This window comes from Aliamphritea ceti (genome assembly GCF_024347215.1).
GTDB classification, from domain to species: domain Bacteria; phylum Pseudomonadota; class Gammaproteobacteria; order Pseudomonadales; family Balneatricaceae; genus Amphritea; species Amphritea ceti.
Window position 1 is genome coordinate 3608491 of the sequence record NZ_AP025282.1, and the last position, 23283, is coordinate 3631773.

At 48.4% G+C, this 23283-nt stretch carries 17 protein-coding genes; 9 read left to right on the forward strand and 8 right to left on the reverse strand.

What is annotated here, in order from left to right; genetic code table 11:
- The first annotated feature begins 140 nt into the window (after nt 1-140).
- Both OCU49_RS16555 and OCU49_RS16560 read left to right on the forward strand, forming a co-directional pair.
- Nucleotides 141-698 (forward strand): DUF2058 domain-containing protein, encoded by a 558-nt coding sequence (locus tag OCU49_RS16555; protein ID WP_261841662.1) that lies wholly within the window; start codon nt 141-143, stop codon nt 696-698.
- A 379-nt stretch (nt 699-1077) separates the two neighbouring features.
- Entirely contained in the window at nt 1078-1284 is a 207-nt protein-coding gene (locus OCU49_RS16560) for a cold-shock protein (protein WP_261841663.1), read from the forward strand.
- A 56-nt stretch (nt 1285-1340) separates the two neighbouring features.
- Here the strand turns inward: OCU49_RS16560 and OCU49_RS16565 are convergent, their stop codons facing one another.
- Nucleotides 1341-1943, reverse strand: a complete 603-nt coding sequence (locus tag OCU49_RS16565) for a DUF938 domain-containing protein (RefSeq protein WP_261841664.1) — start codon at nt 1941-1943, stop codon at nt 1341-1343.
- Between the two features lie 133 nt (nt 1944-2076).
- On the opposite strand from OCU49_RS16565, the gene OCU49_RS16570 reads away from it, so the two are divergent.
- From OCU49_RS16570 to OCU49_RS16585, 4 genes are all read left to right on the forward strand, one after another.
- Entirely contained in the window at nt 2077-3738 is a 1662-nt protein-coding gene (locus OCU49_RS16570; RefSeq protein WP_261841665.1) for a transporter substrate-binding domain-containing protein, read from the forward strand.
- Entirely contained in the window at nt 3735-5144 is a 1410-nt protein-coding gene (locus OCU49_RS16575; protein ID WP_261841666.1) for a sigma-54-dependent transcriptional regulator, read from the forward strand. Before OCU49_RS16570 ends, OCU49_RS16575 begins: the two co-directional genes overlap by 4 nt.
- Before the next feature lie 277 nt (nt 5145-5421).
- Nucleotides 5422-6828, forward strand: coding sequence for an aspartate ammonia-lyase (locus tag OCU49_RS16580; RefSeq protein ID WP_261841667.1), 1407 nt, complete (start codon nt 5422-5424; stop codon nt 6826-6828).
- 47 nt (nt 6829-6875) lie between these two features.
- Nucleotides 6876-8156: a dicarboxylate/amino acid:cation symporter gene (locus tag OCU49_RS16585; RefSeq protein ID WP_261841668.1), complete on the forward strand. Its 1281-nt coding sequence runs from the start codon at nt 6876-6878 to the stop codon at nt 8154-8156.
- 67 nt (nt 8157-8223) lie between these two features.
- On the opposite strand, the gene OCU49_RS16590 is transcribed toward OCU49_RS16585, so the two are convergent.
- Nucleotides 8224-9063, reverse strand: a complete 840-nt coding sequence (locus tag OCU49_RS16590; RefSeq protein ID WP_261841669.1) for a formylglycine-generating enzyme family protein — start codon at nt 9061-9063, stop codon at nt 8224-8226.
- A gap of 142 nt (nt 9064-9205) precedes the next feature.
- Nucleotides 9206-9586, reverse strand: coding sequence for a hypothetical protein (locus OCU49_RS16595; protein ID WP_261841670.1), 381 nt, complete (start codon nt 9584-9586; stop codon nt 9206-9208).
- Between the two features lie 581 nt (nt 9587-10167).
- Between OCU49_RS16595 and OCU49_RS16600 the strand changes: the two genes are divergently transcribed.
- Together OCU49_RS16600 and OCU49_RS16605 are read left to right on the forward strand one after the other, a co-directional pair.
- Complete coding sequence (locus tag OCU49_RS16600; protein ID WP_261841671.1) at nt 10168-13653, forward strand: indolepyruvate ferredoxin oxidoreductase family protein; 3486 nt, start codon at nt 10168-10170, stop codon at nt 13651-13653.
- A 134-nt stretch (nt 13654-13787) separates the two neighbouring features.
- A complete protein-coding gene (locus tag OCU49_RS16605; RefSeq protein WP_261841672.1) occupies nt 13788-14837 on the forward strand; it encodes a Leu/Phe/Val dehydrogenase in 1050 nt (349 codons plus the stop codon).
- Nucleotides 14838-14905: 68 nt separating this feature from the next.
- Here the strand turns inward: OCU49_RS16605 and OCU49_RS16610 are convergent, their stop codons facing one another.
- The 5 genes from OCU49_RS16610 to OCU49_RS16630 all read right to left on the reverse strand — a co-directional run bounded on the left by OCU49_RS16610 (nt 14906) and on the right by OCU49_RS16630 (nt 21856).
- Nucleotides 14906-15316 carry a VOC family protein gene (locus OCU49_RS16610; protein WP_261841673.1) on the reverse strand — a complete coding sequence of 137 codons (411 nt, stop codon included), beginning with the start codon at nt 15314-15316 and terminating at the stop codon, nt 14906-14908.
- Nucleotides 15317-15549: 233 nt separating this feature from the next.
- The gene (gene gcvP, locus OCU49_RS16615; RefSeq protein WP_261841674.1) at nt 15550-18447 is read right to left on the reverse strand and encodes an aminomethyl-transferring glycine dehydrogenase; all 2898 of its coding nucleotides are present in this window, start codon (nt 18445-18447) and stop codon (nt 15550-15552) included.
- A gap of 271 nt (nt 18448-18718) precedes the next feature.
- Nucleotides 18719-19108, reverse strand: coding sequence for a glycine cleavage system protein GcvH (gcvH, locus tag OCU49_RS16620; RefSeq protein WP_261841675.1), 390 nt, complete (start codon nt 19106-19108; stop codon nt 18719-18721).
- A 27-nt stretch (nt 19109-19135) separates the two neighbouring features.
- Nucleotides 19136-20425: a serine hydroxymethyltransferase gene (locus OCU49_RS16625; protein WP_261841676.1), complete on the reverse strand. Its 1290-nt coding sequence runs from the start codon at nt 20423-20425 to the stop codon at nt 19136-19138.
- Between the two features lie 48 nt (nt 20426-20473).
- Nucleotides 20474-21856, reverse strand: a complete 1383-nt coding sequence (locus OCU49_RS16630) for an L-serine ammonia-lyase (RefSeq protein ID WP_261841677.1) — start codon at nt 21854-21856, stop codon at nt 20474-20476.
- A gap of 561 nt (nt 21857-22417) precedes the next feature.
- On the opposite strand from OCU49_RS16630, the gene OCU49_RS16635 reads away from it, so the two are divergent.
- Entirely contained in the window at nt 22418-23056 is a 639-nt protein-coding gene (locus OCU49_RS16635; RefSeq protein WP_261841678.1) for a helix-turn-helix domain-containing protein, read from the forward strand.
- Nucleotides 23057-23283 lie beyond the last annotated feature (227 nt).

The following is a 23283-nucleotide window of genomic DNA, read 5'->3' on the forward strand; positions in this document are numbered from 1 at the left end:
ACGAAGATATGCAAGCCAGTATCTTCACTTTTTGTGTAATTTCTATGAACCTTGCCGCAAAAAAATCAATTATTTAGAGACAAAACAACGAATATGCTAGACTGTCTGCCGTCAAATTCACGATCGATCTGGAAAATAAGATGGCAGGTTCACTTCAGGATCAACTACTCGGCGCCGGTCTGGCCTCTAAAAAACAGGCCAACAAAGCCAAAGCTGATCAGCGTAAAAAAACTAAGCAGTCAAAAACTGTTAAAAAAGGTCAGGTTTACCAGGACCAGGACGAGATAAAGCGTCAGGCAACTATTGCCAAACAGAAAGAAGAAAAACTGGCAAAAGATAAAGCGCTGAATAAAGAGCGGGAAGAACAGCGCCTGCAGAAAGAAATAGACGCAGCAGCCCGTCAGATCATTCAGCAAAATGTTATCAGCATGCCTGCAAACGGCGAGGTTGAATATAACTTCGTTGATAACGGTAAGATAAAGAAACTCTACGTTAATAATGAACTGCAAAATCAGTTAGCTAACGGCAATCTTGCAATCGCCCTGCTCGACAACCGTCATGTCATCATTCCCGCTGGCGCTGCAGAGAAGATTTTCGAACGTCGCCCGGAGCTGATCATTAGCCGACAGGAGAAAGAAGACATCGATCCGGATGATCCTTATGCCGACTTCCAGATTCCTGATGATTTAATGTGGTGATCTGAAATACTCAAATCTGGCTGGAAGCCTCCAGCCAGAGCTTTTTAAAAACTGCTAAAAACGTGCCTGCATCTAGCAGGAAAATGTTACAAAAAAACATGCAAAATCCCCCTTCAAGTTCAAAAAAATCAACGTCTTAAGCTGGTTATCTTTTCACCGAATATGCTCTTCCACTCTCCAGATAAATAGCATAGAATGTCGATAGCTTGAAAGTAAGGCTCGTTTTTTATGATTTAAATCCTGGTATCCCAACCTGAATGATGAAGATATTTAGCATAAAGTCATAAATGTAGTACCTACATTTCTTAGCTCAACGGTGGTAATAAACACAGCGTTAATTACCGCTTAAATTATTTATATTTTTTGTAGGATACACATTATGTCTACTACTACTGGTACCGTTAAATGGTTCAATGCCGATAAAGGCTATGGTTTTATCGAGCAGGAAAGCGGTCCTGACGTATTCGTTCACTTCCGTGCGATCAACACAGATGGCTTCAAGACTCTGACTGAAGGTCAGCAGGTTTCTTTTGAAGTTACTCAGGGCCAGAAAGGTCCTCAAGCTGAGAACGTTTCTGTTCTGTAAGCTGGCTTCTAAGCTGTAGCCTTCGGGTTACAGCTTAATTTTCTGCTCTACCTCTGTTACATCCCTTTATCTGATTTCTGCCACACTAATAGCTGATTATTTGCCGGCATAGTTACGTCTGCAGTAAGTCTCAGCCCTTCAGATTCAGCCAGCGCATTCACCGCTGAATAATCCCGGATACCGCTATCCGGATCCCTTTGCTGTAACCACATATCAAACTCAGCATTACTCGCACTGGTATACTCCCCGGCATAACGGAATGGCCCATAAACGATAAGCTGTCCGCCATGCTCAAGACTTGCCCCTACTCCGGAAAAAAAGCACTTCACCTGTGCCCATCCCATGATATGTAATGTATTGGCAGTAAAAACCACATCAACCGGCTCCACACCCCAGTCAGGCTGACAAACATCAACCACCTTCGGCGCTAAAATATTCCCCACCGACCCAGCTGCCAGATTAATCTGCAATGCATCATGATTCATAGCCAGCTCTGTAGGCTGCCAGCTAAGCAGAGGAAACTGATTAGCGAAGAATAACGCGTGTTGACCAGAGCCGCTGCCAATCTCAAGCATTCTGCGGCTATTAACCAACAGTTTGTCTAGCTGCTCAAAAATTGGCTGCTGATTACGCTCACAACTGGGCGAAAAGTTAAGCATTGAAACTCCTGATTTAGAATCTGAACATTGGTTGACACATACATCACTATTGCAATCTATCCATCAGCCACCCAACATAGTTACAGTCGATAACGATTACAAGACTCTTTATTTCAAATTCGGGGCCATCAACTTGCTCAAGTCTAACTGGTTAATTTCAGCCTTTTTCATTTGCTTCTCGCTACAAAGTTTTGCGACCGAAACAATTGTCATAGGTGGTGATTACTCTTACCCCCCGTATGAATTCATCGACGAAAACGGCCAACCCAGCGGTTATAACGTTGAATTGACCCGAGCCATTGCCGAAGTAATGGGGATGAAAATCGAATTCAAAATGGATCGGTGGTCAGTGGTCAGAGACGCGCTTAAAAACGGTGAAATAGATGCACTGCAAGGCATGGTTAGCTCAGCGGAACGGGGGAAACAATTTCTCTTCAGCCCACCACACGCCATTGTCCATCAATCCATTTTTGCCCGGCGCGATGATTCGCGCGCGACCACTCTTACAGAGTTAAAAGACAGACAGGTCGTCGTCCAAAAAAATGGCATCATGCATGATTATTTATTACAGAATAACGTTGGCGCAATCATCAACACTGCAGAAACCCATGCTGATGCCCTGCGACAACTCTCTGCAGGTAAACATGACTTTGCACTGGTCGCCAATCTTCCAGGCCTGTATCTGGAGCAGGAATTAGGCCTCAATAACATCATGCCTGTGGGCCAGCCTTTTCAGGCTCAACAATATGGTTATGCCGTACTACAAGGCAATGAAGCACTATTGGCACGCTTCAGTGAGGGCCTGGCAATACTCAATAATACGGGCCGCAAGCAGGAAATTTACAACAAATGGCTAGGGTCATTACAGGACAGAGGTGTCCCCTGGCGCGACATAGGTAAAATTACATTCTGGGCATCTGTGCTGTTATTAATATTCTTAAGTGTCGCGGTAATCTGGAACCGGCTTTTGAAACGGGAAGTAAACAAGCGCACCAGAGAACTTCATATCCAGCAACAACAGCTCATTCAGGCCGACAAGATGACCTCCCTGGGCATTCTGGTTTCAGGTGTCGCCCATGAAATTAACAATCCTACCGGCCTTCTGCTCCTCAACTTGCCCATCATCCAGGATGCCTGGCGCGACTGCGAACTCACACTTGAAGAACGATTCAGGGAACAGGGGGATTTTGATCTGGGTGGCCTGCCCTATTCGCAAATGCGGGAAGAAATACCCGCCCTGCTCGATGACATGCACAACGGAGCAAGGCGTATAAAGCGCATAGTTAACGATCTGAAAGACTTCTCACGCCAGGAAGATGATGACATACAAGAAGCCTTCAACCTTAACGACGTAGTCAATACCACTACCCGACTGCTGGACAACAACATTAATAAATACACTGATAACTTCAGTACCCGTTTAGCAAGCCACCTACCCGATAGTAGCGGTAACGCACAACGTATCGAACAAGTAATCATTAACCTGATCGTCAATGCCTGCCAGGCACTGGATGACAGATCCAGCAGCATCCAACTGAAAACTTTTTATCTGCCCACCCAGAATTTGGTTGGATTAGACATCATCGATCAAGGCCATGGGATCGACCCGCAAGATCAACCACGACTGATTGATCCGTTTTTCACTACCCGACGCGAACATGGCGGCACAGGTCTCGGCCTGTCGATATCCAGTGGTATTGTTAAAACCCATGGCGGCCAGTTAGAATTCGCCGCCAATCAGCCCCGGGGAACCCGGGTACGAATGACAATTGCCTGTAACCCGGAAAGTCTATGAGTAACGCTAGTCTGTACCCTGAATTCGGCATTTTGCTGGTCGATGATGAAACCTCTTTTCTACGCAGCCTAAGTCTGACACTGAGACGTAGCGGCAATATTACCCATCTGCACCAATGCAGCGACAGCCGGGAAGTCATGCCTTTACTTGCCAGTCAAAATATCGGACTGGTATTACTGGATCTGACCATGCCGCACATTTCCGGTGAACAGCTACTACAGCAGATTACCGAAAGCTACCCGGATATTGGCGTGATAATTATCAGCGGACTGAATCAGGTAGAGTCCGCGGTTAGCTGTCTGCAGCAAGGTGCGTTTGACTACTTCGTCAAAACCAGTGAAGAAGGTCGCTTGATTGAAGGCATTAAACGCGCAATCCGGATGCAGGAATTGTTGCGCGAAAACCAGGCCCTCGGCCAGCGAATGCTCAGTAATACACTGGAGCATCCTGAAATATTCGAGCCGATTATCAGCCGTAGTAAACAAATGCATGGCGTCTTTCAGTACTCTGAATCAATCGCCCCCAGCTCTCAGCCATTACTGATTTGTGGCGAAAGTGGTACCGGTAAAGAACTGCTGGCAAAAGCGGTCCACCAGCTCAGTAAACGTAAAGGTGAACTGGTCACTGTTAATATCGCCGGGCTGGATGATCACATCTTTGCAGATACCCTGTTTGGCCACCAGCGAGGCGCCTTTACCGGTGCCGATAAGGACCGCCCGGGTCTGATCGAACAGGCCAGCAACGGTACACTTTTTCTCGATGAAATTGGTGATCTCAGCCCAACCTCTCAAATCAAATTATTACGCCTGCTACAGGAAGGCGAATACTATCCTCTGGGAAGCGACCGGCCTAAACGCAGCAGTGCCCGAATTATTGCAGCAACACACCAGGACCTGCAGCACAAACAGCAGGACGGAGACTTCAGACGGGATCTGTATTACCGGCTTTGCACTCACCAAGTGAGAATCCCTCCTTTGCGACAGCGTAAAGAAGATCTGCCGTTGCTGCTTGATCACTTTCTGCAATTGGCTGCAGAAGATATGCATAAAACAGTACCTGGTTACCCTCCGGAGCTTACTCAGCTACTGGCAACCCACAGCTTTCCTGGCAACATTCGTGAATTAAGGGCACTGGTGTTTGATGCCCTCAGCAGACACCGTTCACATTTGCTGTCACTGGACGTATTCAGACAGGCTCTGAATCAAGTTGATGAAGAAACACCTCTCACTCAGGACTCTGCAGCCGTGCAATTTAATCCTGATTCAAGCCTGCCGACACTCACTGAAATCAATAACTTGCTGGTTAATGAAGCAATGCACCGGGCAGACAATAACCAGTCACTGGCTGCACGCTTACTGGGAATTTCACAGCCGGCACTTAGTAAACGTTTAAAAAACATGCGCTAAATACCCATAACCAAAGTTATAAACATAACTTTGGTTATGTCAGCCTTAAACAGGGCTCTGGCCTTTATACAGTAAGGCTTACCTATTCTCCGCCTGACTTATTCATCTCTTTTTATATAACTCTGGTTATACCTATCCACCCTCTCAGCCAACAACATAAAAATAACAAAAAACTCATAATAAACAATTAGTTAAAATAGATACGTCACTCATGGCACAGGCCTTGCTCTATAGATTTCTATATTTGCTTCGCCATAACAATAACGAGTGACCCTCCATGAACAGTTCTAACGACACCCGCCTTGAACAGGACTTACTGGGACAGGCTGAAATTCCCAAACAAGCCTACTACGGTATTCAGACCTGGCGTGCCCAGCAGAATTTCGATTTAAGCGGTGTCAGCCTGCAACACTTCCCTCACCTGATTTCAGCACTGGCGATGGTTAAACAATCAGCTGCCCGCGCCAACCATCAACTGGGGTTTCTCGATCAGGAACCAGCCGATGCAATTGAGCAAGCCTGTCGGTTAATTATCGACGGACAGTTTCATGATGCGTTTATCGTCGACATGATTCAGGGCGGTGCAGGCACATCCACTAACATGAACGCCAATGAAGTCATTGCCAATGTAGCACTGGAATTATCTGGCCATAGCAAAGGTGACTATCAGCACCTACACCCCAACAATCACGTCAACATGTCGCAATCAACAAACGACGCTTATCCAACAGCCGTACGCCTGGCAATTTTACTCAGCCATGGCAATCTGGTTGACCGGCTAAAAAGCCTGCAAAGCAGCCTTATTCTGAAAGCTGAAGAATTTAACGACATTCTGAAAATGGGTCGTACTCAGCTTCAGGATGCCGTTCCAATGACACTGGGCCAGGAATTTAACAGCTGGGCTTCCACTCTGGGCGAAGACGTGCAGCGAATTGCCGGACTGGCCGAATTACTGACCGAAGTAAACCTGGGCGGCACAGCCATAGGCACCGGTATCAATGCCGATAAGCGCTATGGGAAGTTAGCCGTCAGTGAACTGGCCCGTCTCAGCGGTTACCCACTTATTCAGGCAACAGATTTAGTTGAAGCCAGTTCCGATATGGGTGCCTTTGTACTGTTCTCCAGCATGCTAAAACGGCTGGCCATTAAACTTTCAAAAATCGCCAACGACCTGCGCTTACTCAGCATGGGACCCCGTGCCGGCCTGAATGAAATCAACCTTCCACCACAGCAGCCAGGCAGTTCAATTATGCCGGGCAAGATCAACCCGGTAATCCCGGAAGCCGTGAATCAGGTTGCCTATCAGGTAATGGGCAATGACCTGGCCGTATGTATGGCTGCCGAAGCAGGTCAGTTACAACTGAATGCAATGGAACCTCTAATTGCCTTCAACGTTCTGGAATCTATTCGTTTACTTAGCCAGGCAATGCCCATGCTCGAGCAACGCTGCATAGCAGGCATTACAGCCAACCGGGAGCACTGCCGGCAATTAGTCGATAACAGTATCGGGGTGGTCACAGCTCTGAATCCACACATTGGATACGAAAACGCCACCCGTATTGCCCGCCAGGCCCTGCACTCAGGTGCCAGCGTGGTCGAGCTGATCCGTGAAGAACAACTGCTTTCTGAAGCTCAGCTGGCAGAAATTCTGAAACCGGAAAACATGATTCATCCCGGCCGTTAAGCGGCCACCCGTTCAACCCTCACAATCAAAACAACAAGAGGTTAACTATGTCTGACTCATCCCTGGCCATGAACAAAGGTGGCGCCTGGCGCTCCATGGCACTCTGGAAAAAAATCTTCATCGGTATGCTTGCCGGTGTAGCTGTCGGCGCATTTCTCGGTCCTGATGCAGAAATACTGAAACCTATCGGTACCCTGTTCATCAACGCCATTAAAATGCTGATTGTCCCACTGGTATTCTGCTCTCTGGTCGTCGGTGTAACGTCCATGAAAGACAGCGCCAAAATGGGCCGCATCGGTATTAAATCCATTGTTATCTACCTGCTAAGCACAGCAGTAGCTATCTCAATTGGTTTAGGTTTAGGCACAGTATTCATGCCGGGTGAAGGTCTGAATATGGTTGCCGATACCAGCGCAGCAGCGGCGGCTAAAGAAGCACCAAGCCTGGTAACAACCATCATTAACCTGATTCCTAAAAACCCGATCGAAGCGCTGGCTAGCGGTAAAATTCTGCAGATCATCGTGTTCGCACTGGGTCTGGGTATCGCACTAAATATGATCGGCGAAACTGGCAAACCTGCAATCAAGCTGTTTAACAGTCTGGCTGAAGGTATGTACAAACTGACATCTATGGTAATGAACTTTGCCCCTTACGGTATCTTTGCCCTGATGGCATGGGTTGCTGGTAAATATGGCGCGGATGTCTTACTGCCATTGGCTAAAGTAATTGCAGCGGTTTACATCGGCTGCATCGTACATGTACTGGTGGTATACACCGGCGCAATTGCATTGATTGCCAAACTGCCGCCAGTTCAGTACCTGAAAGGTATTGTCAGCGCACAGATGATGGCTTTCACTTCGACTAGCAGCTCAGGTACGTTACCGGTTAGCCTGCGCTGTGCACGTGAAAATCTGGGTGTATCTAAAGGTACTGCCAGCTTTGTACTGCCGCTGGGTGCAACCATTAATATGGATGGTACTGCTCTGTATCAGGGCGTTGCGGCACTGTTTGTTGCCCAGGCTTTCGGTATTGATCTGAGCATGGCGGATTACATGACGATTATTGCCACTTCCACTCTGGCATCTATCGGCACTGCAGGTGTTCCGGGTGCAGGTCTGATTATGCTGTCACTGGTACTCAGCACTGTTGGTCTGCCAATGGAAGGTCTGGCGATCATTGCCGGTATCGACCGTATTCTGGATATGGCCCGTACCTGTGTGAATGTATCTGGTGACCTGATGGTTTCCGTCTTAATCGGTAAGAGTGAAAACGAGCTGGATACTGACGTCTATAAATCTGACGAGCCTCAGGTAGCCACTCAGAGCTAATAGCTACGCATAAAAAAACCGCTGCCTGGGAAATCTGGGCAGCGGTTTTTTATATCAGCAGATATCTTTAGCCCGGATCATACGCACAGCGAAAGCCGATAGAACCGTAGATACTCCGGCCACTCACCGGCCGCTTAACATTGCGGAACGAGCTACGCAGGTTGGCTTTGTTTTCATCCCAGGAACCACCGCGAACTAAACGCTGACGACTCTGCGCCTGATCACTCAGGTTACCGGCAGCATACTGAGTGATGCCATCTTTTGCGTACCAGTTCATCATCCATTCGCCGGCGTTGCCCTGCATATCAAACAGGCCAAGTGCATTTGCATCTCTGCTGCCGACGGGCCAGGTTCGGTCTTCACCACAACCATCCGGTTCATTAGGCACAGACCCCATAGTGATGCCATCATCCAAAATGGCATTTTCACAACTGACATTTTCGCCCCAGGGATAACGGCTGGAAGAACCGGCACGTGCCGCTTTTTCCCACTCTGCTTCAAAAGGCAAACGTCCACCTTTCCACTCGCAGTAGGTCAGTGCTTCCTGCCAGTCGACACAATTTGCCGGGTGATTACCTCTACCTTCAGCACCAAGATTACAGTATTTGTTGCGCTCAAAATCCTTAGGCCTCACACAGATGCCTGCATCAATACAGGCCTCGTATGAGGCGACAGTTACTTCAAACTTATCCAGCTCAAAAGCAGGGACATTAACAGCAGTACCGCCTTGCGGTCCTTCATCGCCATCACAGGCAGTATCATTCACGGAGCATCCCATCTGGAAGCTACCGGCTGGTACGACAACTGTATCTTTGGCGTGTGTAATTGCAGCAGAAAATGCCATTGCGGTAACACCACAGACAGATAGCATTCGGGGTAAAACAGGAGAAATTCGGGAAACAGGCATAAACGCTCCATTTTATTATTCTGAGTATGCTGCCGGAGGGGAGCCGACAGAAACTTTATACAAAACAAGGTGGAACAGGGAATAACAGTCAACAGTAGACACAATTAACCACTGACTAGTTCCCATCCGTTTCCCAATACAACTATTTAAATACGTCCGGACAAGCTTCCAGGCTATTGAATCCCGGTGACCAGCGTCGCACATCATTCGCCCGACGCCAGCGCTGATGATAAAACTGCATCAGGCAAAGCCCGGAATCCAGCTCCACCATAAACACATCCAGTTCACGAACATCCGCATACGCCGGATACTCACGACTTTGCCCCCAACTATTTACGTCTTCCCGCTGAGCAAAAGCCCGCCAGAAAGTCACCGGCTTAAGCCATTTTTGAGCCACTTCATCCCAGGCGAGCAACTCACCTGAAGCTGTAGCCCGTAATTCACCGTCACGTTCACCCATTACTTCTGCCTGCGCTGTAAAACTCAGACTAAATAAAACGGCCAACAGTGCAACAATACGCATCTGCGTTCTCCTTGGTTCACCTCTGAATACCAGATAAAAAATGTAACACAAAACAAATAATCAATATAAAACAATTAATTAACTTAGCTGCATTGTTCACATTTATACGCATCTGATGACGCTGCGGTTCACAAATTCACTTCAGGCATCAAATAATCAGCAATTATCTGAAGCAGCCTCAAGTTTTAGAAATATCCGCCAAATTCTAATTTCGAAAAGAAAATATCCGCGAATTGCTTCCTTCAAAACAGAAATATCACTAAGCGAGAGTATTTGACAGGTTGCGAACGCCCATCTAGGTTAGACCTCACACCCCACAAGGGTGAACACAAAATCTGTTTGACAATAACAACAAAAATATCATCCTGGCTGCGATCCAGCTGTGATGAAAGGGAATAATTATGACCCGACAAGCAGCCTTATCCGGCCTGAGCGTTTTTACACATCCCCTCTCGACTCCCGTTCGTTATCCGCTCCTTTACCCTCCTCTGTTACTCAGCAGCTGATATCCATTCGTTTTACTTTCAGACTATTTCACGAGTATTCAGCACGACATATATGTCGCTGCAGGAGATATGTAAATGGAAACTTTTGCTCCGGTATCACTGGACGATAAATGGCAACAAAATCATGGTCAGGTCTATCTGACTGGCAGTCAGGCGTTGGCACGACTACCAATGCTACAGGCAACTCAGGACCAGCAGGCGGGCTATAACACTGCAGGTTTTATATCCGGATACCGAGGCTCGCCACTGGGACATTTCGATAAAACTTTGTGGCAGATAAAAGAGCGCCTCGCCGCACTGAATATCACCTTTCAGCCAGGTGTGAATGAAGATTTAGGTGCAACTGCTGTCTGGGGATCACAGCAGGCAAATGTTTTTCCCGGGGCCAAATTCGACGGTGTTTTCGGCCTTTGGTACGGCAAAGGCCCGGGGGTAGACCGCAGTGGCGATGTGTTTAAACACGCCAACGCCTTTGGTACAGCACCTCTGGGCGGTGTACTTGCTGTCGCCGGAGATGATCACGCCTGTAAGTCTTCCACCCTGCCTCACCAAAGTGACTATGCTTTCATGGATTCGATGATGCCATTCCTGTATCCGGGTAATATTCAGGAGCTTATCGAATACGGCCTGTATGGCTGGGCTATGTCCCGTTATAGTGGCTGCTGGGTTGGCCTTAAGGCACTGGCTGAAATAATGGATTCCGGCAGTCGGGTCGATTTGGATCACACCCGTATCAACATCCAATATCCAACCAGCGAAGGTAAGCCGAATGATGGCCTCAATGCCCGCTGGCCGGACAAACCTCTTCAACAGGAAGTACGTCTGCACGAACATAAGCTGGAAGCAGCCCGTGCTTTTTGCCGCGCTAATCAGTTAGATAAAACCATCATAGAAACAACGAAACCTCGCCTGGGAATAGTCTCCGCAGGTAAATCTTATCTGGATGTTTTACAGGCACTGGAAGATCTTGGCATTAGCCATAAACTGGCAGCAGATTTGGGTATTCGTCTTTATAAGGTAGCTATGCCCTGGCCACTGGAACCACAAGGAATTGAAGCATTCAGTCAGGGAGTGGACGAAATTCTGGTGGTCGAAGAAAAGCGCGGTGTTATCGAAGAACAACTGCGCCAGCAACTCTATCAGCAGATCCATAAACAGGGAGAAATGCCGCCGCTAATCACCGGCAAACTGAATGATAAGGGCAGCGAATTACTCACAACGCTTGGCGAGCTTACACCCGCAATGATCGCCCGCGCAATCGCACAACGTATAGCACCTTTTCATAGCAGCCAGGCTATTCAGCAGCGTCTGGACTTTCTCACCACAAAAGAAGCTGAGTTAGCCCGGCCACGCGCATTGCTCGAACGGACTCCCCACTTCTGTTCCGGCTGTCCGCATAACACATCAACAACTTTACCGGATGGTAGCCGGGCATTAGGCGGCATCGGCTGTCACTACATGGCAACCTGGATGGATCGCGGAACGGAAACCTTCACCCAGATGGGTGGCGAAGGTGCTACCTGGATAGGCCAGGCACCATTTACCGACACAAACCACGTATTCCAAAACCTGGGCGACGGTACTTACTTCCACTCAGGCTTGCTGGCAATTCGGGCGACAGTCGCATCCGGTGTCAATATCACCTATAAAATCCTCTATAACGACGCTGTTGCAATGACTGGTGGCCAGCCCGTGGATGGTAGCCTCAGCGTGCAACAAATCAGTCATCAGGTCTACGGCGAAGGTATTCGCCGGATCGCGATTGTCAGTGATGAACCGGAAAAATACAGCGACTATAGTGAATTTGCTAAAGGTGTTAGCTTCCATCACCGGGATGAACTACCAGCCGTACAGCTGGAGCTGCGTGAAGTTGAAGGCTGTAGCGTACTCATTTATGACCAGACCTGCGCAGCCGAAAAGCGTCGTCGCAGACATCGTGGACAAATGCATAATCCGGCCGAACGCGTCGTCATAAACAGTGATGTTTGTGAAGGTTGCGGAGACTGCGGGGTACAGTCCAACTGCCTTTCAATTGAACCATTGGAAACATCCCGTGGCCGTAAGCGCAGCATTAACCAATCATCATGTAACAAAGACTTTAGCTGTGTACGGGGCTTCTGCCCAAGCTTTGTGACAGTAAGAGGCGGTGAGTTACGTAAACCTGAACTGGACCTCAGCCAGGTGAGCTTTGCTGAACTCAACGAACCACAGTTACCGGCATGCAATACCCCTTACAACATCATGCTCACCGGTGTCGGTGGTACCGGTGTTGTAACTGTTAGCGCCCTGCTCGGCATGGCCGCACATATTGAAAATAAAGGTATTGGTGTACTGGATCAGATAGGGCTGGCGCAAAAGTTCGGCGCTGTTATGAGTCACATCCGCATCGCCGAAGATCAACAACAGATCCACACCGTCAGAATCCCTGCCGGTGAAACTGATCTGATGGTCAGTTTTGACCTGATGGTTGGCGCCAGTGAAGAAGCACTTGGCAAGTTAGAAAGTAGCCGTAGCCATGTGGTCATTAATAATCATCAGAGCATGCCCGCAGCTTTTACCCGGGACCCTGACCTTCAGGTGCCAAATGCGGCAATGGAAGCGGTGATTCACGATACAACCGTTCAAAGTTACGCACTCGATGCAACCGACCTGGCCACCCAGCTGTTAGGCGATGGCATGGCCGTCAATCTGTTTTGTATTGGTTATGCCTGGCAACAAGGCCTTATCCCACTGGAACGGGCATCAATAGAACAGGCCATCCAGCTCAATGGCGTCGCTGTAGATGCAAACATTCAGGCATTTCTCTGGGGACGTCGTGCCGCCGTCGATCTGCAAGCTGTCAGCGATATTGCCTATGGTAAGCAAACACCTAAAGCCGAGTCGATTCAGCTGATGCCATCACTGGAAGAAATCATTCAACGGGAAAAGCAGCACCTTATTGAGTACCAGAACAATGCTCTGGCTAAACGTTACGAGAATCTGATACGCCAGGTACAGCAGCAAACTAAAGATATGCGCCTTGGTCAGCGTTTGGGAATGGCTGTTGCCAGCCAGTACAGCAAACTGCTTTCTTATAAAGATGAATATGAAGTTGCCCGACAGCTGACATCTGACAGTTTCCGCGAACAGCTCAATAGTCAGTTTACCGGCGACATTGAACTGGAGTTCAATCTGGCACCACCGCTACTGGCAAAAAAAGATCCTGCAACCGGCAGGCCACGCAAACGTAAATTCAGTCAGAAATACCTGCCGCTGCTGAAGCTACTGGCTAAACTTAAACATCTGCGTGGAACCGCTTTAGATATATTTGCCTATAGCCAGGACCGCCAACTTGAACGTCAGCTGATTCAGCAATACGAGCAGGATATTCGCCTGATACTCGATAACCTCAGCGCCGACAACTACGCTGCAGCATGTGCTCTCGCGGAACTGCCCGGACAAATCCGTGGCTTTGGGCCAGTTAAAGATGCCGCATGGCTGAAAGCTCAACCGGAACGTCTGCAGCTATTAAGCCACTTTTCAGCTGACAGTAATCAGTCAGTGGAAATGTCAGCAACCTGACACACTCCCGGATGCTTTTCTGCTGGCAGCCTGAATGATCGTCTGAACGGCTGCCAGACTAAAGTGTCCGGGCAACATCCCCCTTACGGCTTAACAGCCCATCAATACAGTTTAGGAAAAGGAAACACACGGTTATGAGCATTTTCAGTCACCCTGAATATGACCAGCATGAACAGATCAGCTGCTATCACGACCCGAAGACAGGCCTTCAGGCTATTATCGCAGTGCATAATACTAACCGTGGACCGACACTAGGTGGCTGTCGCATGTGGCACTATGCCAGCGATGCTGAAGCCTTGACGGATGTACTGCGTCTGTCCCGTGGTATGACGTATAAATCCGCACTAGCCAATCTTGATCTGGGCGGCGGAAAATCAGTCATTATAGGTGATCCGCAGCAACATAAAACGCCAGAGCTACTGGCCGCAATGGGACGTATGCTGGAACGCACCGGCAACCAGTACATCGCGGCAGAAGACTCCGGCACCAGTGTTGCTGACCTGAGTGTTATGGCTGAACACACCAATAATGTCGCCGGCATCACTGATCGCATCGGTATCGACGGAACCCCCTGTAACGGAGACCCTTCACCGGCAACCGCCTATGGTGTATTCGTCGGTTTAAAAACCGCTGTGCAGAAGCGTCTCGGTTGTCATCATCTTGATGGGGTTAAAGTAGCCGTTCAGGGCATAGGCAATGTTGGCTATCGTTTATGTCACCTGCTACACAACGCCGGCGCTCAGCTTTATATCACAGATATACATCCACAGCGGGTAGCTCAGGCTCAGGCAGAATTTGGTGCTATCGCGGTCAGCGGACAGGAAATCTACAGCCTGGATGTTGATGTATTCGCACCCTGTGCATTAGGCGCAGTTCTAAACGACGCAACCATTCCCCTGCTTAGCGCAAAAGTTGTCGCCGGCGCGGCTAACAACCAATTGGCAGGACAACGTCATGATCTGATGCTACAGGAACGCGGTATTCTCTATGCACCGGATTATGCTCTGAACGCTGGCGGTATTATTGATTTGTACTACGAACGCATTGGCCACGAACATCTGAAAGTTCGTGCTCATATTGAAACCATCAGTGAGACACTGGAAGAAATCTTCCGGCGGGCAGAACAGCAAAAACGCCCCACAGGTGAAATTGCCGACCGTTTGGCTGAAGAGCGATTCAGATAAGCTGCTTCTCTGTCTACTAAGAAAGTACCGGCCCGGTAAGTTTTCTTACCCGGCCGGCTTTTTACCACTTATAAATAACACACCACCTGCAGCTTATTGCCATCCGGATCGCGCACATAGGCGGCATAATAATTATCTGCGTAATTGTCCCGAATTCCCGGAGCCCCTTCATCACTCCCACCCTGCTTCAGTGCTGCGGTATAAAACGCCTGAACCTGCTCTATAGTACCAGCCTGTAAAGCCAGATGGCTGCCATTACCTATGCTTGCGGGTTCACCGTTAAAGGGTGAGTAAATATAAATATAAGGCAGTTCAAAACCATCACCCTCTGCTTCAGGCCGGGCATAAGCAGGTGGTTTACCTGCAGGCTTAGGTATCCTCTCTAACCCTAAAACAGGCATCACTGCATCATAAAATACGGCTGACTTTTGAATATCATTGGATCCCAGTGTTACATGACTGAATATTGAATTACTCATCTGGTCTATTCTCCTGATTTTCCGATCAACCTTTACCGCATCATAAATCAGATCAGAACATCTCTGTAGCCCATAACAAAAAAAGGCGCACCCATTAAGGGCACGCCTTTTATAAGCTCGACGGATAGAGCTTACTCTCTCACGCTTGGGCACATCATTTACTACTCGTATCGGTAGCTAACGATGTTAGTGCTGCCCGGGAAATAACAATTAGTTTCCCGGGGAGTTATCTGTTACTCGTCGCGGTAGCTTTCGATACCAGGGCAAGAACAGATAAAGTTACGGTCACCGTAAACGTTGTCGATACGGTTAGTTGCTGGCCAGAACTTATTGTCGCGGGTAGCAGTATTAGGGAATACAGCCTCTTCACGGGAGTAAGGACGTTCCCAATCGCCAACCATTACGTCAGACTGAGTGTGAGGCGCTCTGCACAGCGGGTTGTTATCCGCTGGCCATACACCAGATTCAACTTTGCGAATCTCTTCACGGATCTGGCTCATCGCAGCCACGAAACGGTCGATCTCAACTTTAGACTCAGACTCAGTTGGCTCGATCATCAAAGTGCCGGCAACAGGGAAAGACATTGTTGGCGCATGGAAACCATAGTCCATCAGACGCTTAGCAATATCTTCTTCAGTTACACCTGAAGATTCTTTGAGTGGACGAATATCAACGATACATTCGTGAGCAACTTTATCGTTACGACCACGGTAGAGAACCGGATAATCAGCAGCCAGCTTCTCAGTCATGTAGTTAGCGTTCAGGATAGCAACCTGAGTAGAACGCTTCAGACCAGACTTACCCAGCATCTTAATGTATGCCCAGGTAATTGGCAGAATTGCACCGGAACCATAAGGCGCAGCAGATACAGCACCGTTATCGGCACTTACTACACCAGTCGGGCTAACCTGATGACCTGGCAGATATGGCGCCAGATGACTCTTAACACCAATAGGACCAACACCCGGACCACCGCCACCGTGTGGGATAGCAAAAGTCTTGTGCAGGTTCAGGTGAGATACGTCAGAACCGATAACACCTGGCTTAGAAATACCTACCTGCGCGTTCATGTTCGCGCCATCCATGTACACCTGACCACCGTTACGGTGAATGATGTCACAGATTTCTACGATCTCTTCTTCGTATACACCGTGGGTAGACGGATAAGTGATCATCAGTGCAGACAGGTCGTCTTTGTGCAGTTCAGCTTTAGCACGCATGTCAGCAACATCAACGTTACCGTTGGCATCACATTCAGTGATAACAACTTTCATGCCCATCATTGCTGCAGATGCAGGGTTAGTACCGTGTGCAGATGAAGGAATCAGACATACGTTACGGTGACCCTGGCCGTTCGCTTCCTGATACTTACGGATTGCCAACAGACCAGCATATTCGCCCTGTGCACCTGAGTTAGGCTGCATAGATACGTTGTCGTAACCGGTAATTTCTACCAGATCAGCTTCCAGTTCGTTGATCATTTTCAGGTAGCCCTGAGTCTGATCTTCCGGCGCGAACGGGTGCATGTTAGCGAATTCAGGCCAGGTAACCGGAATCATTTCTGCAGTCGCGTTCAGCTTCATAGTACAAGACCCCAGAGGAATCATACCGTGAACCAGCGAGTAGTCTTTGTTTTCCAGCTTCTTCATGTACCGCAGCATATCTGTTTCGCTGTGGTAGCTGTTGAATACAGGGTGTGACAGAACCGCATCTTCACGGCGCTGTTCAGCAGAAATACCTGTTGCAGCACCGGCAACGATTTCAGCATCCAGTGCAGCTGTATCCAGACCGTGGCCTTCGCCCAGAACGATATCAAACAACTGAGCAATGTCTGCAGCAGTAGTGGTTTCGTCCAGAGAGATACCCAGCTTATCAGAGCCTGTATTACGCAGGTTGCAGCCGTTATCCAGGCCACGCTGATAAACTTCAGCCGCTGTTTCAGGCAGGCTCAGTGTCAGGGTATCGAAGTAAGTGTCGTTCAGAGCAACGCCTTTGCTGCGCAGGCCGTTAGCCAGAATCGCAGTCAGACGGTGAACACGTTCAGCAATAGTCTTCAGACCTTCCTGACCGTGGTAAACAGTGTAGAAAGACGCCATGTTAGCCAGCAGCGCCTGAGCAGTACAGATGTTTGAGTTAGCTTTCTCACGACGGATATGCTGCTCACGGGTCTGCATTGCCATACGCAGTGCCTGGTTACCGTTAACATCAACGGATACACCGATGATCCGGCCAGGAACAGAACGCTTAAGTTTTTCGCTGGCTGCAAAGAATGCAGCATGTGGGCCACCGAAGCCCATAGGTACGCCGAATCGCTGAGCAGAGCCCAGAACAACATCAGCACCCAGCTCACCAGGTGATTTCAGCAACATCAGTGCCAGCAGATCAGTCGCAACAGCAACCATGGTCTTCTGACCTTTAGCCTGCTCGATAATCGCTTTAATATCCTGGATATCACCGTAAGTGCTTGGGTATTGCAGCTGAGCACCGAAAGCGTCTGCGCCTTCCAGATCAGTCAGCGGGTTACCAACAACAACGTCATAACCGAAGTATTCTGCACGGGTTTTGATAACAGCAATTGTTTGTGGGTGAACATCGTCAGCCACAAAGTAAACGTCTGTCTTCTTACGGTTAGAACGCTTACACAGCGTCATCGCTTCTGCGGCTGCAGTAGCTTCATCCAGCAAAGAGGCGTTCGCCAGATCCATGCCCGTCAGGTCCATTACCATCTGCTGATAGTTCAGCAGTGCTTCAAGACGGCCCTGAGCGATCTCAGGCTGATAAGGTGTATAAGCGGTGTACCAACCAGGATTTTCCAGTACGTTACGCAGAATAACGTTAGGTACCTTAGTGTTGTGGTAGCCCATACCGATGTAAGACTTATTAACCACGTTTTCACTGGCCAGAGTCTTCAGGTATGCAAGGGCATCACTTTCAGTAACGCTGTCGTCCATCGTCAGAGCATCGTCCAGACGAATCGAGTCCGGTACGGTTTTTTCAATCAGCTCATTTAACGAGCTAACGCCCAGAGATTCCAGCATTTCGCGGGTTTGTTCAGCATCCGGGCCGACGTGACGGCGGGTGAAGTCACCCGTCTGTAGTAGATCACCCAGGGTATGAGTATCTGTAGCCATAACAATAACCTGTCAGTACACCGTCCGGCCGTTTACAAAGTACAACAACGACCGGAACAAATTATTTAAAGAATACAGTCAGCAAAAACGATTAATACTGTCCTGTATCCCTGTAGGGATGCGGGCCGGTGCTCATGAGGGCTGAGCGTCCGGCCCGCGATTTGCCAAAGAACTTAAACTTTTACCTAATGCATACAGATCAGGTGGTTCGACTCTCAACCGTGAACGTCAAAGAGCGGTGCCCAAACCACCTAATCTACACAGGGAGTCCTTAGGCTTCTTCGGCAATCGTTGCTGCGTATGCAGTAGCATCCAGCAGTTTTTCCAGTTCAGCAGCATCAGCTACTTTCAGTTTAGCAATCCAGCCACCTTCGAAAGGCTCGCTGTTTACCAGATCTGGCTCATCTTCAAGAGCTTCGTTAACTTCAACAACTTCACCGCCTACAGCAGCATAGATGTCAGACGCAGCTTTAACAGACTCAACCAGTGAGAACTCTTCACCAGCAGCGACTTCGCGGCCTACTTCTGGCAGCTCTACGAATACAACATCACCCAACAGTTCCTGAGCGTGGTCAGAAATACCAACTGTTACAGTGCCGTCACCGTTGTCCAGTACCCACTCGTGGCTAGGGGCGAAGCGATAGTTTGCAGGAATGCTCATGTTTAATTTCCTTAAGTAATATTCAGATTAACGGTATAGAGGGAATTTCTGGCATAAGGTTTCCACTTGTGCGCGGACCTTAGCCTCTACCTCAGAATTGTCGTCAGGGTTAGCCACTAAGCCGTCCAAGACATCGTTGATCAGATTACCGATCAAGCGGAATTCTTCTTCACCAAAACCACGGCTGGTACCGGCTGGTGTACCCAGACGAATACCGGAAGTGATCATAGGTTTTTCAGAGTCGAACGGAATACCGTTCTTATTACAGGTAATACCGGCACGCTCAAGAGCGTCTTCTACCGCATTACCTTTCAGGCCTTTAGGCCGTAAATCAACCAGCATCAGGTGTGTGTCAGTACCATCAGTAACAACAGCACAACCACGGTCAACCATTACCTCAGCCAGAGCTTTAGCATTAGCAACCACTTGCTGGATGTAAGTCTTAAATTCAGGACGCAACGCTTCACCGAAAGCAACCGCTTTCGCAGCAATAACGTGCATCAGGGGACCGCCCTGCAGACCTGGGAATACAGCAGAGTTAATCTTCTTACCGATATCCAGATCGTTAGACAAAATCATACCGCCACGTGGGCCACGCAAAGTTTTGTGTGTTGTCGTCGTCACAACGTGTGCGTGCGGCAGCGGGCTTGGATGTACACCTGTAGCAACCAGACCGGCGATGTGTGCCATGTCGACCATCAGGTAAGCACCAACTTTGTCAGCGATCTCACGGAAGCGGGCAAAATCGATTTCACGTGGAATAGCAGAACCACCGGCAATGATCAGCTTAGGCTGACACTCAACCGCCTGCTTCTCAACTGCATCGTAATCAATACGGCAGTCAGATTCAGACACGCCATACTGCTCAGCGTTGAACCACTTACCAGACAATGCAGGACGTGCACCGTGTGTCAGGTGACCACCTGCGTCCAGAGACATACCCAGAACAGTGTCGCCTGGCTGTAGAAGCGCCAGCATAACTGCACCGTTTGCCTGTGCACCGGAGTGCGGCTGAACGTTAATGAACTCACAGTTAAAGAGCTCTTTAGCACGTTCAATTGCCAGGCCTTCAGCCTTATCAACGTATTCACAACCACCGTAGTAACGACGGCCTGGGTAGCCTTCAGCGTACTTATTCGTCAGTACAGTACCCTGTGCCTGCATTACAGCTTTGGAAACAATATTTTCAGAAGCGATCAGCTCGATCTGGTTTTCCTGACGGACGAATTCTTCATTTACTGATGCCATCAGTTCGGCATCAGCAGCAGCCAGGTCCTGGCTGAAAAAGGCTTCACGGGCCTGATCGTTATGACTCATTTTTAACACTCGCTCTTAGTTTGATTCCACAGCATTAGCAGGTAGTTGTTAACAGGCAACAACGTTAACAGCCAAACCGCCCTGGGACGTTTCTTTATACTTATCTTGCATATCCAGCCCCGTTTGACGCATGGTCTCGATCACTGAATCAAGGGATACGTGATGCATGCCGTCGCCTCGCAACGCCAGACGGGCAGCATTAATAGCCTTCACGGCTCCCATTGTGTTTCGTTCAATACATGGCACCTGAACCAGTCCGGCAATCGGGTCACAGGTCAGACCCAGATTATGCTCCATACCTATTTCTGCAGCGTTTTCTACCTGCGAAACAGTTCCACCCATTACTGCGCACAAGGCGCCGGCAGCCATAGAACAGGCAACACCAATTTCCCCCTGACAACCGACTTCGGCTGCAGAGATAGAAGCGTTCTTCTTATACAGCATGCCAATTGCAGCTGAGGTTGCCAGGAAATCAAAAATGCCCTGTTCACTCGAACCCGATACAAAGCGGTCGTAATACGCAAGAACAGCAGGAATAACACCTGCAGCACCATTAGTAGGCGCAGTCACTACACGGCCACCTGCCGCGTTTTCTTCATTCACTGCAATCGCAAACAGATTCACCCAATCCATAACTGTCAGCTGATCTTTTAATGCTGCCTCAGGATGGTTCTGCAGTTCTTGATATAAAACAGGTGCACGGCGTTTAAGATCTAAACCACCCGGTAAATTACCTGTCTCACTACAACCACGTTTAATACAGGCATCCATTACACCCCAGATCTGACGCAGCTTAGCGACTAAAGTATCCTGGTCATGGAAGGCAAGTTCGTTCTTTAGCACCAGTTCAGCAATACTCATGTTATTGCTTTCGCACAACTCCAGTAGTTGCTCGCCATTATCGAAATGATAAGGCAGCTTTACTGATGGCTCAGCTTTAGCACTCTGCATATCAATTTCAGCATCACTCAGTACAAAACCACCGCCTACAGAATAGTAGATAGCATCCAGTAAAATCACACCTGCGGTATCATATGCAAAGAAACGCATGCCGTTAGGGTGCTTTGGCAGTGACTCACCAAAATGAAACGGTAAATGCTCAGACTTAATAAAAGGTACAGGATGCGAACCTGCCAAATTAAGCATGCCCTGCTGTTCAATCTCGCGGATATACTGAGGAATCATATCCGGATCAACACTGCTTGGCGCTTCGCCTAACAGGCCAACCATAGTAGCTACATCTGTCGCGTGACCAACACCGGTCATTGCCAGCGAGCCATACAGAGCTACTTTAACGTTCGCAACCTGATCAATAAGCTGCTGTTCTTTAAGAGTATCCAGGAAACGGTTTGCCGCCACCATAGGTCCAACAGTATGTGAGCTGGATGGCCCTACACCTACTTTATATAAGTCAAAAATACTTAACGGCATTGTCATAACCTGCGTGGCAGAACCACGTTCACTCTTATTATTAAAAGAACTCGTATTAAAAAAGCTCTTACAGCATTCGTTTGTCGTCTTATATATGTTGCTTGCAGATCAGAGCCCTTTAAAAAGTAAATTCAAAGCATTCTTTGAATTTTCGCCTGATTCTTATCTGCGCAACGGCGCGACATAAACTATAGTTTTCTCAGACTAGCAACACTTATTTCCAAAATCAACAAAAAGTTTCTTATAGGAAACATCTTGTTTTTGAGCAATCGGACACCTTTGTGTCTATTCGCGTCGCCTATAAGGTTATTCACTTTCCAAGGATTGCAGCCTTGTGTAGTATTGCTGGCAGGGCATATTCGTTTATCCGGGTCAATAGCAGGCAAACTTAGGGTTTGCTAAACAGCGACTTAGATGTGTTTTTAACTTAATAATTACAACGTGATCACACGTGCTTATTGTTCGAACCTATGCTTGTACACCTGTTTATGAGGAAGGATGTGCTGAATGAATTCAGCAGCATTATCAGCGTAAACACCCTGATCGTTATGGTAAATTAATATGTCCGAAAAACCGTCTTTTCTGCAATCTGAAAAAATTCTTGAAGTCAGCAGTCCGTCTGGTAATGCCGAAGCTATGGTAGAGCCACTTGAACTGGGTAAACGGGTACGTGAAATCCGCTTAAGCCAAAACCTGACACTTGAAGAAGCCAGCAAGCTCACAGGCCTGGCTCGTTCCACACTGTCTAAAATTGAAAATGAGCAGATATCACCTACTTTTACGGCTGTTAATAAGTTAGTGAAAGGCCTGGGTATCGATATTCCCCAGCTATTCAGCCAACCTAAACAAAAAGCACCGGGTAGCGGTGGTCGCCGAGACATCACCCGTAAAGGTGAAGGTCGTCCACATCCGACACCTACTTATGAACATGAACTGCTGGCAACTCAGCTAAGCAGTAAAAAAATGGTACCCTTCCGTACCACTGTCCGTACCCACTCCTGGGATGAGTATCAGGACTGGATCCGCCATGATGGCGAAGAATTCCTGTATGTAATTGGCGGCAGCATCATGTTTTACACTGAGTTCTACGAACCAATCGAATTACATACCGGTGACAGTGCTTACTACGACTGTGAAATGGGCCACGCGCTGGTTTCTACCAGCGAAGAAGATGCTGAAGTTCTTTGGGTTACTGCTTAAACAGCAATAGCCCCTGCTTTTCTTACGCTACAGATACAAACTGCATTTTCAGCCTATCTCTAACTACTTATATATAGCTCGTGACGCATAAGACTTATGCGGCACGGGCCCTTCTTCCTAACTGAACTATCCCCGCGCTGTTACGCCCGGCTTTCCAAAACGAAACATACCGCGTTTACAGACAACTTCAGCCTGCAGAGCCTACAAATACTAAAATCACGTTTATT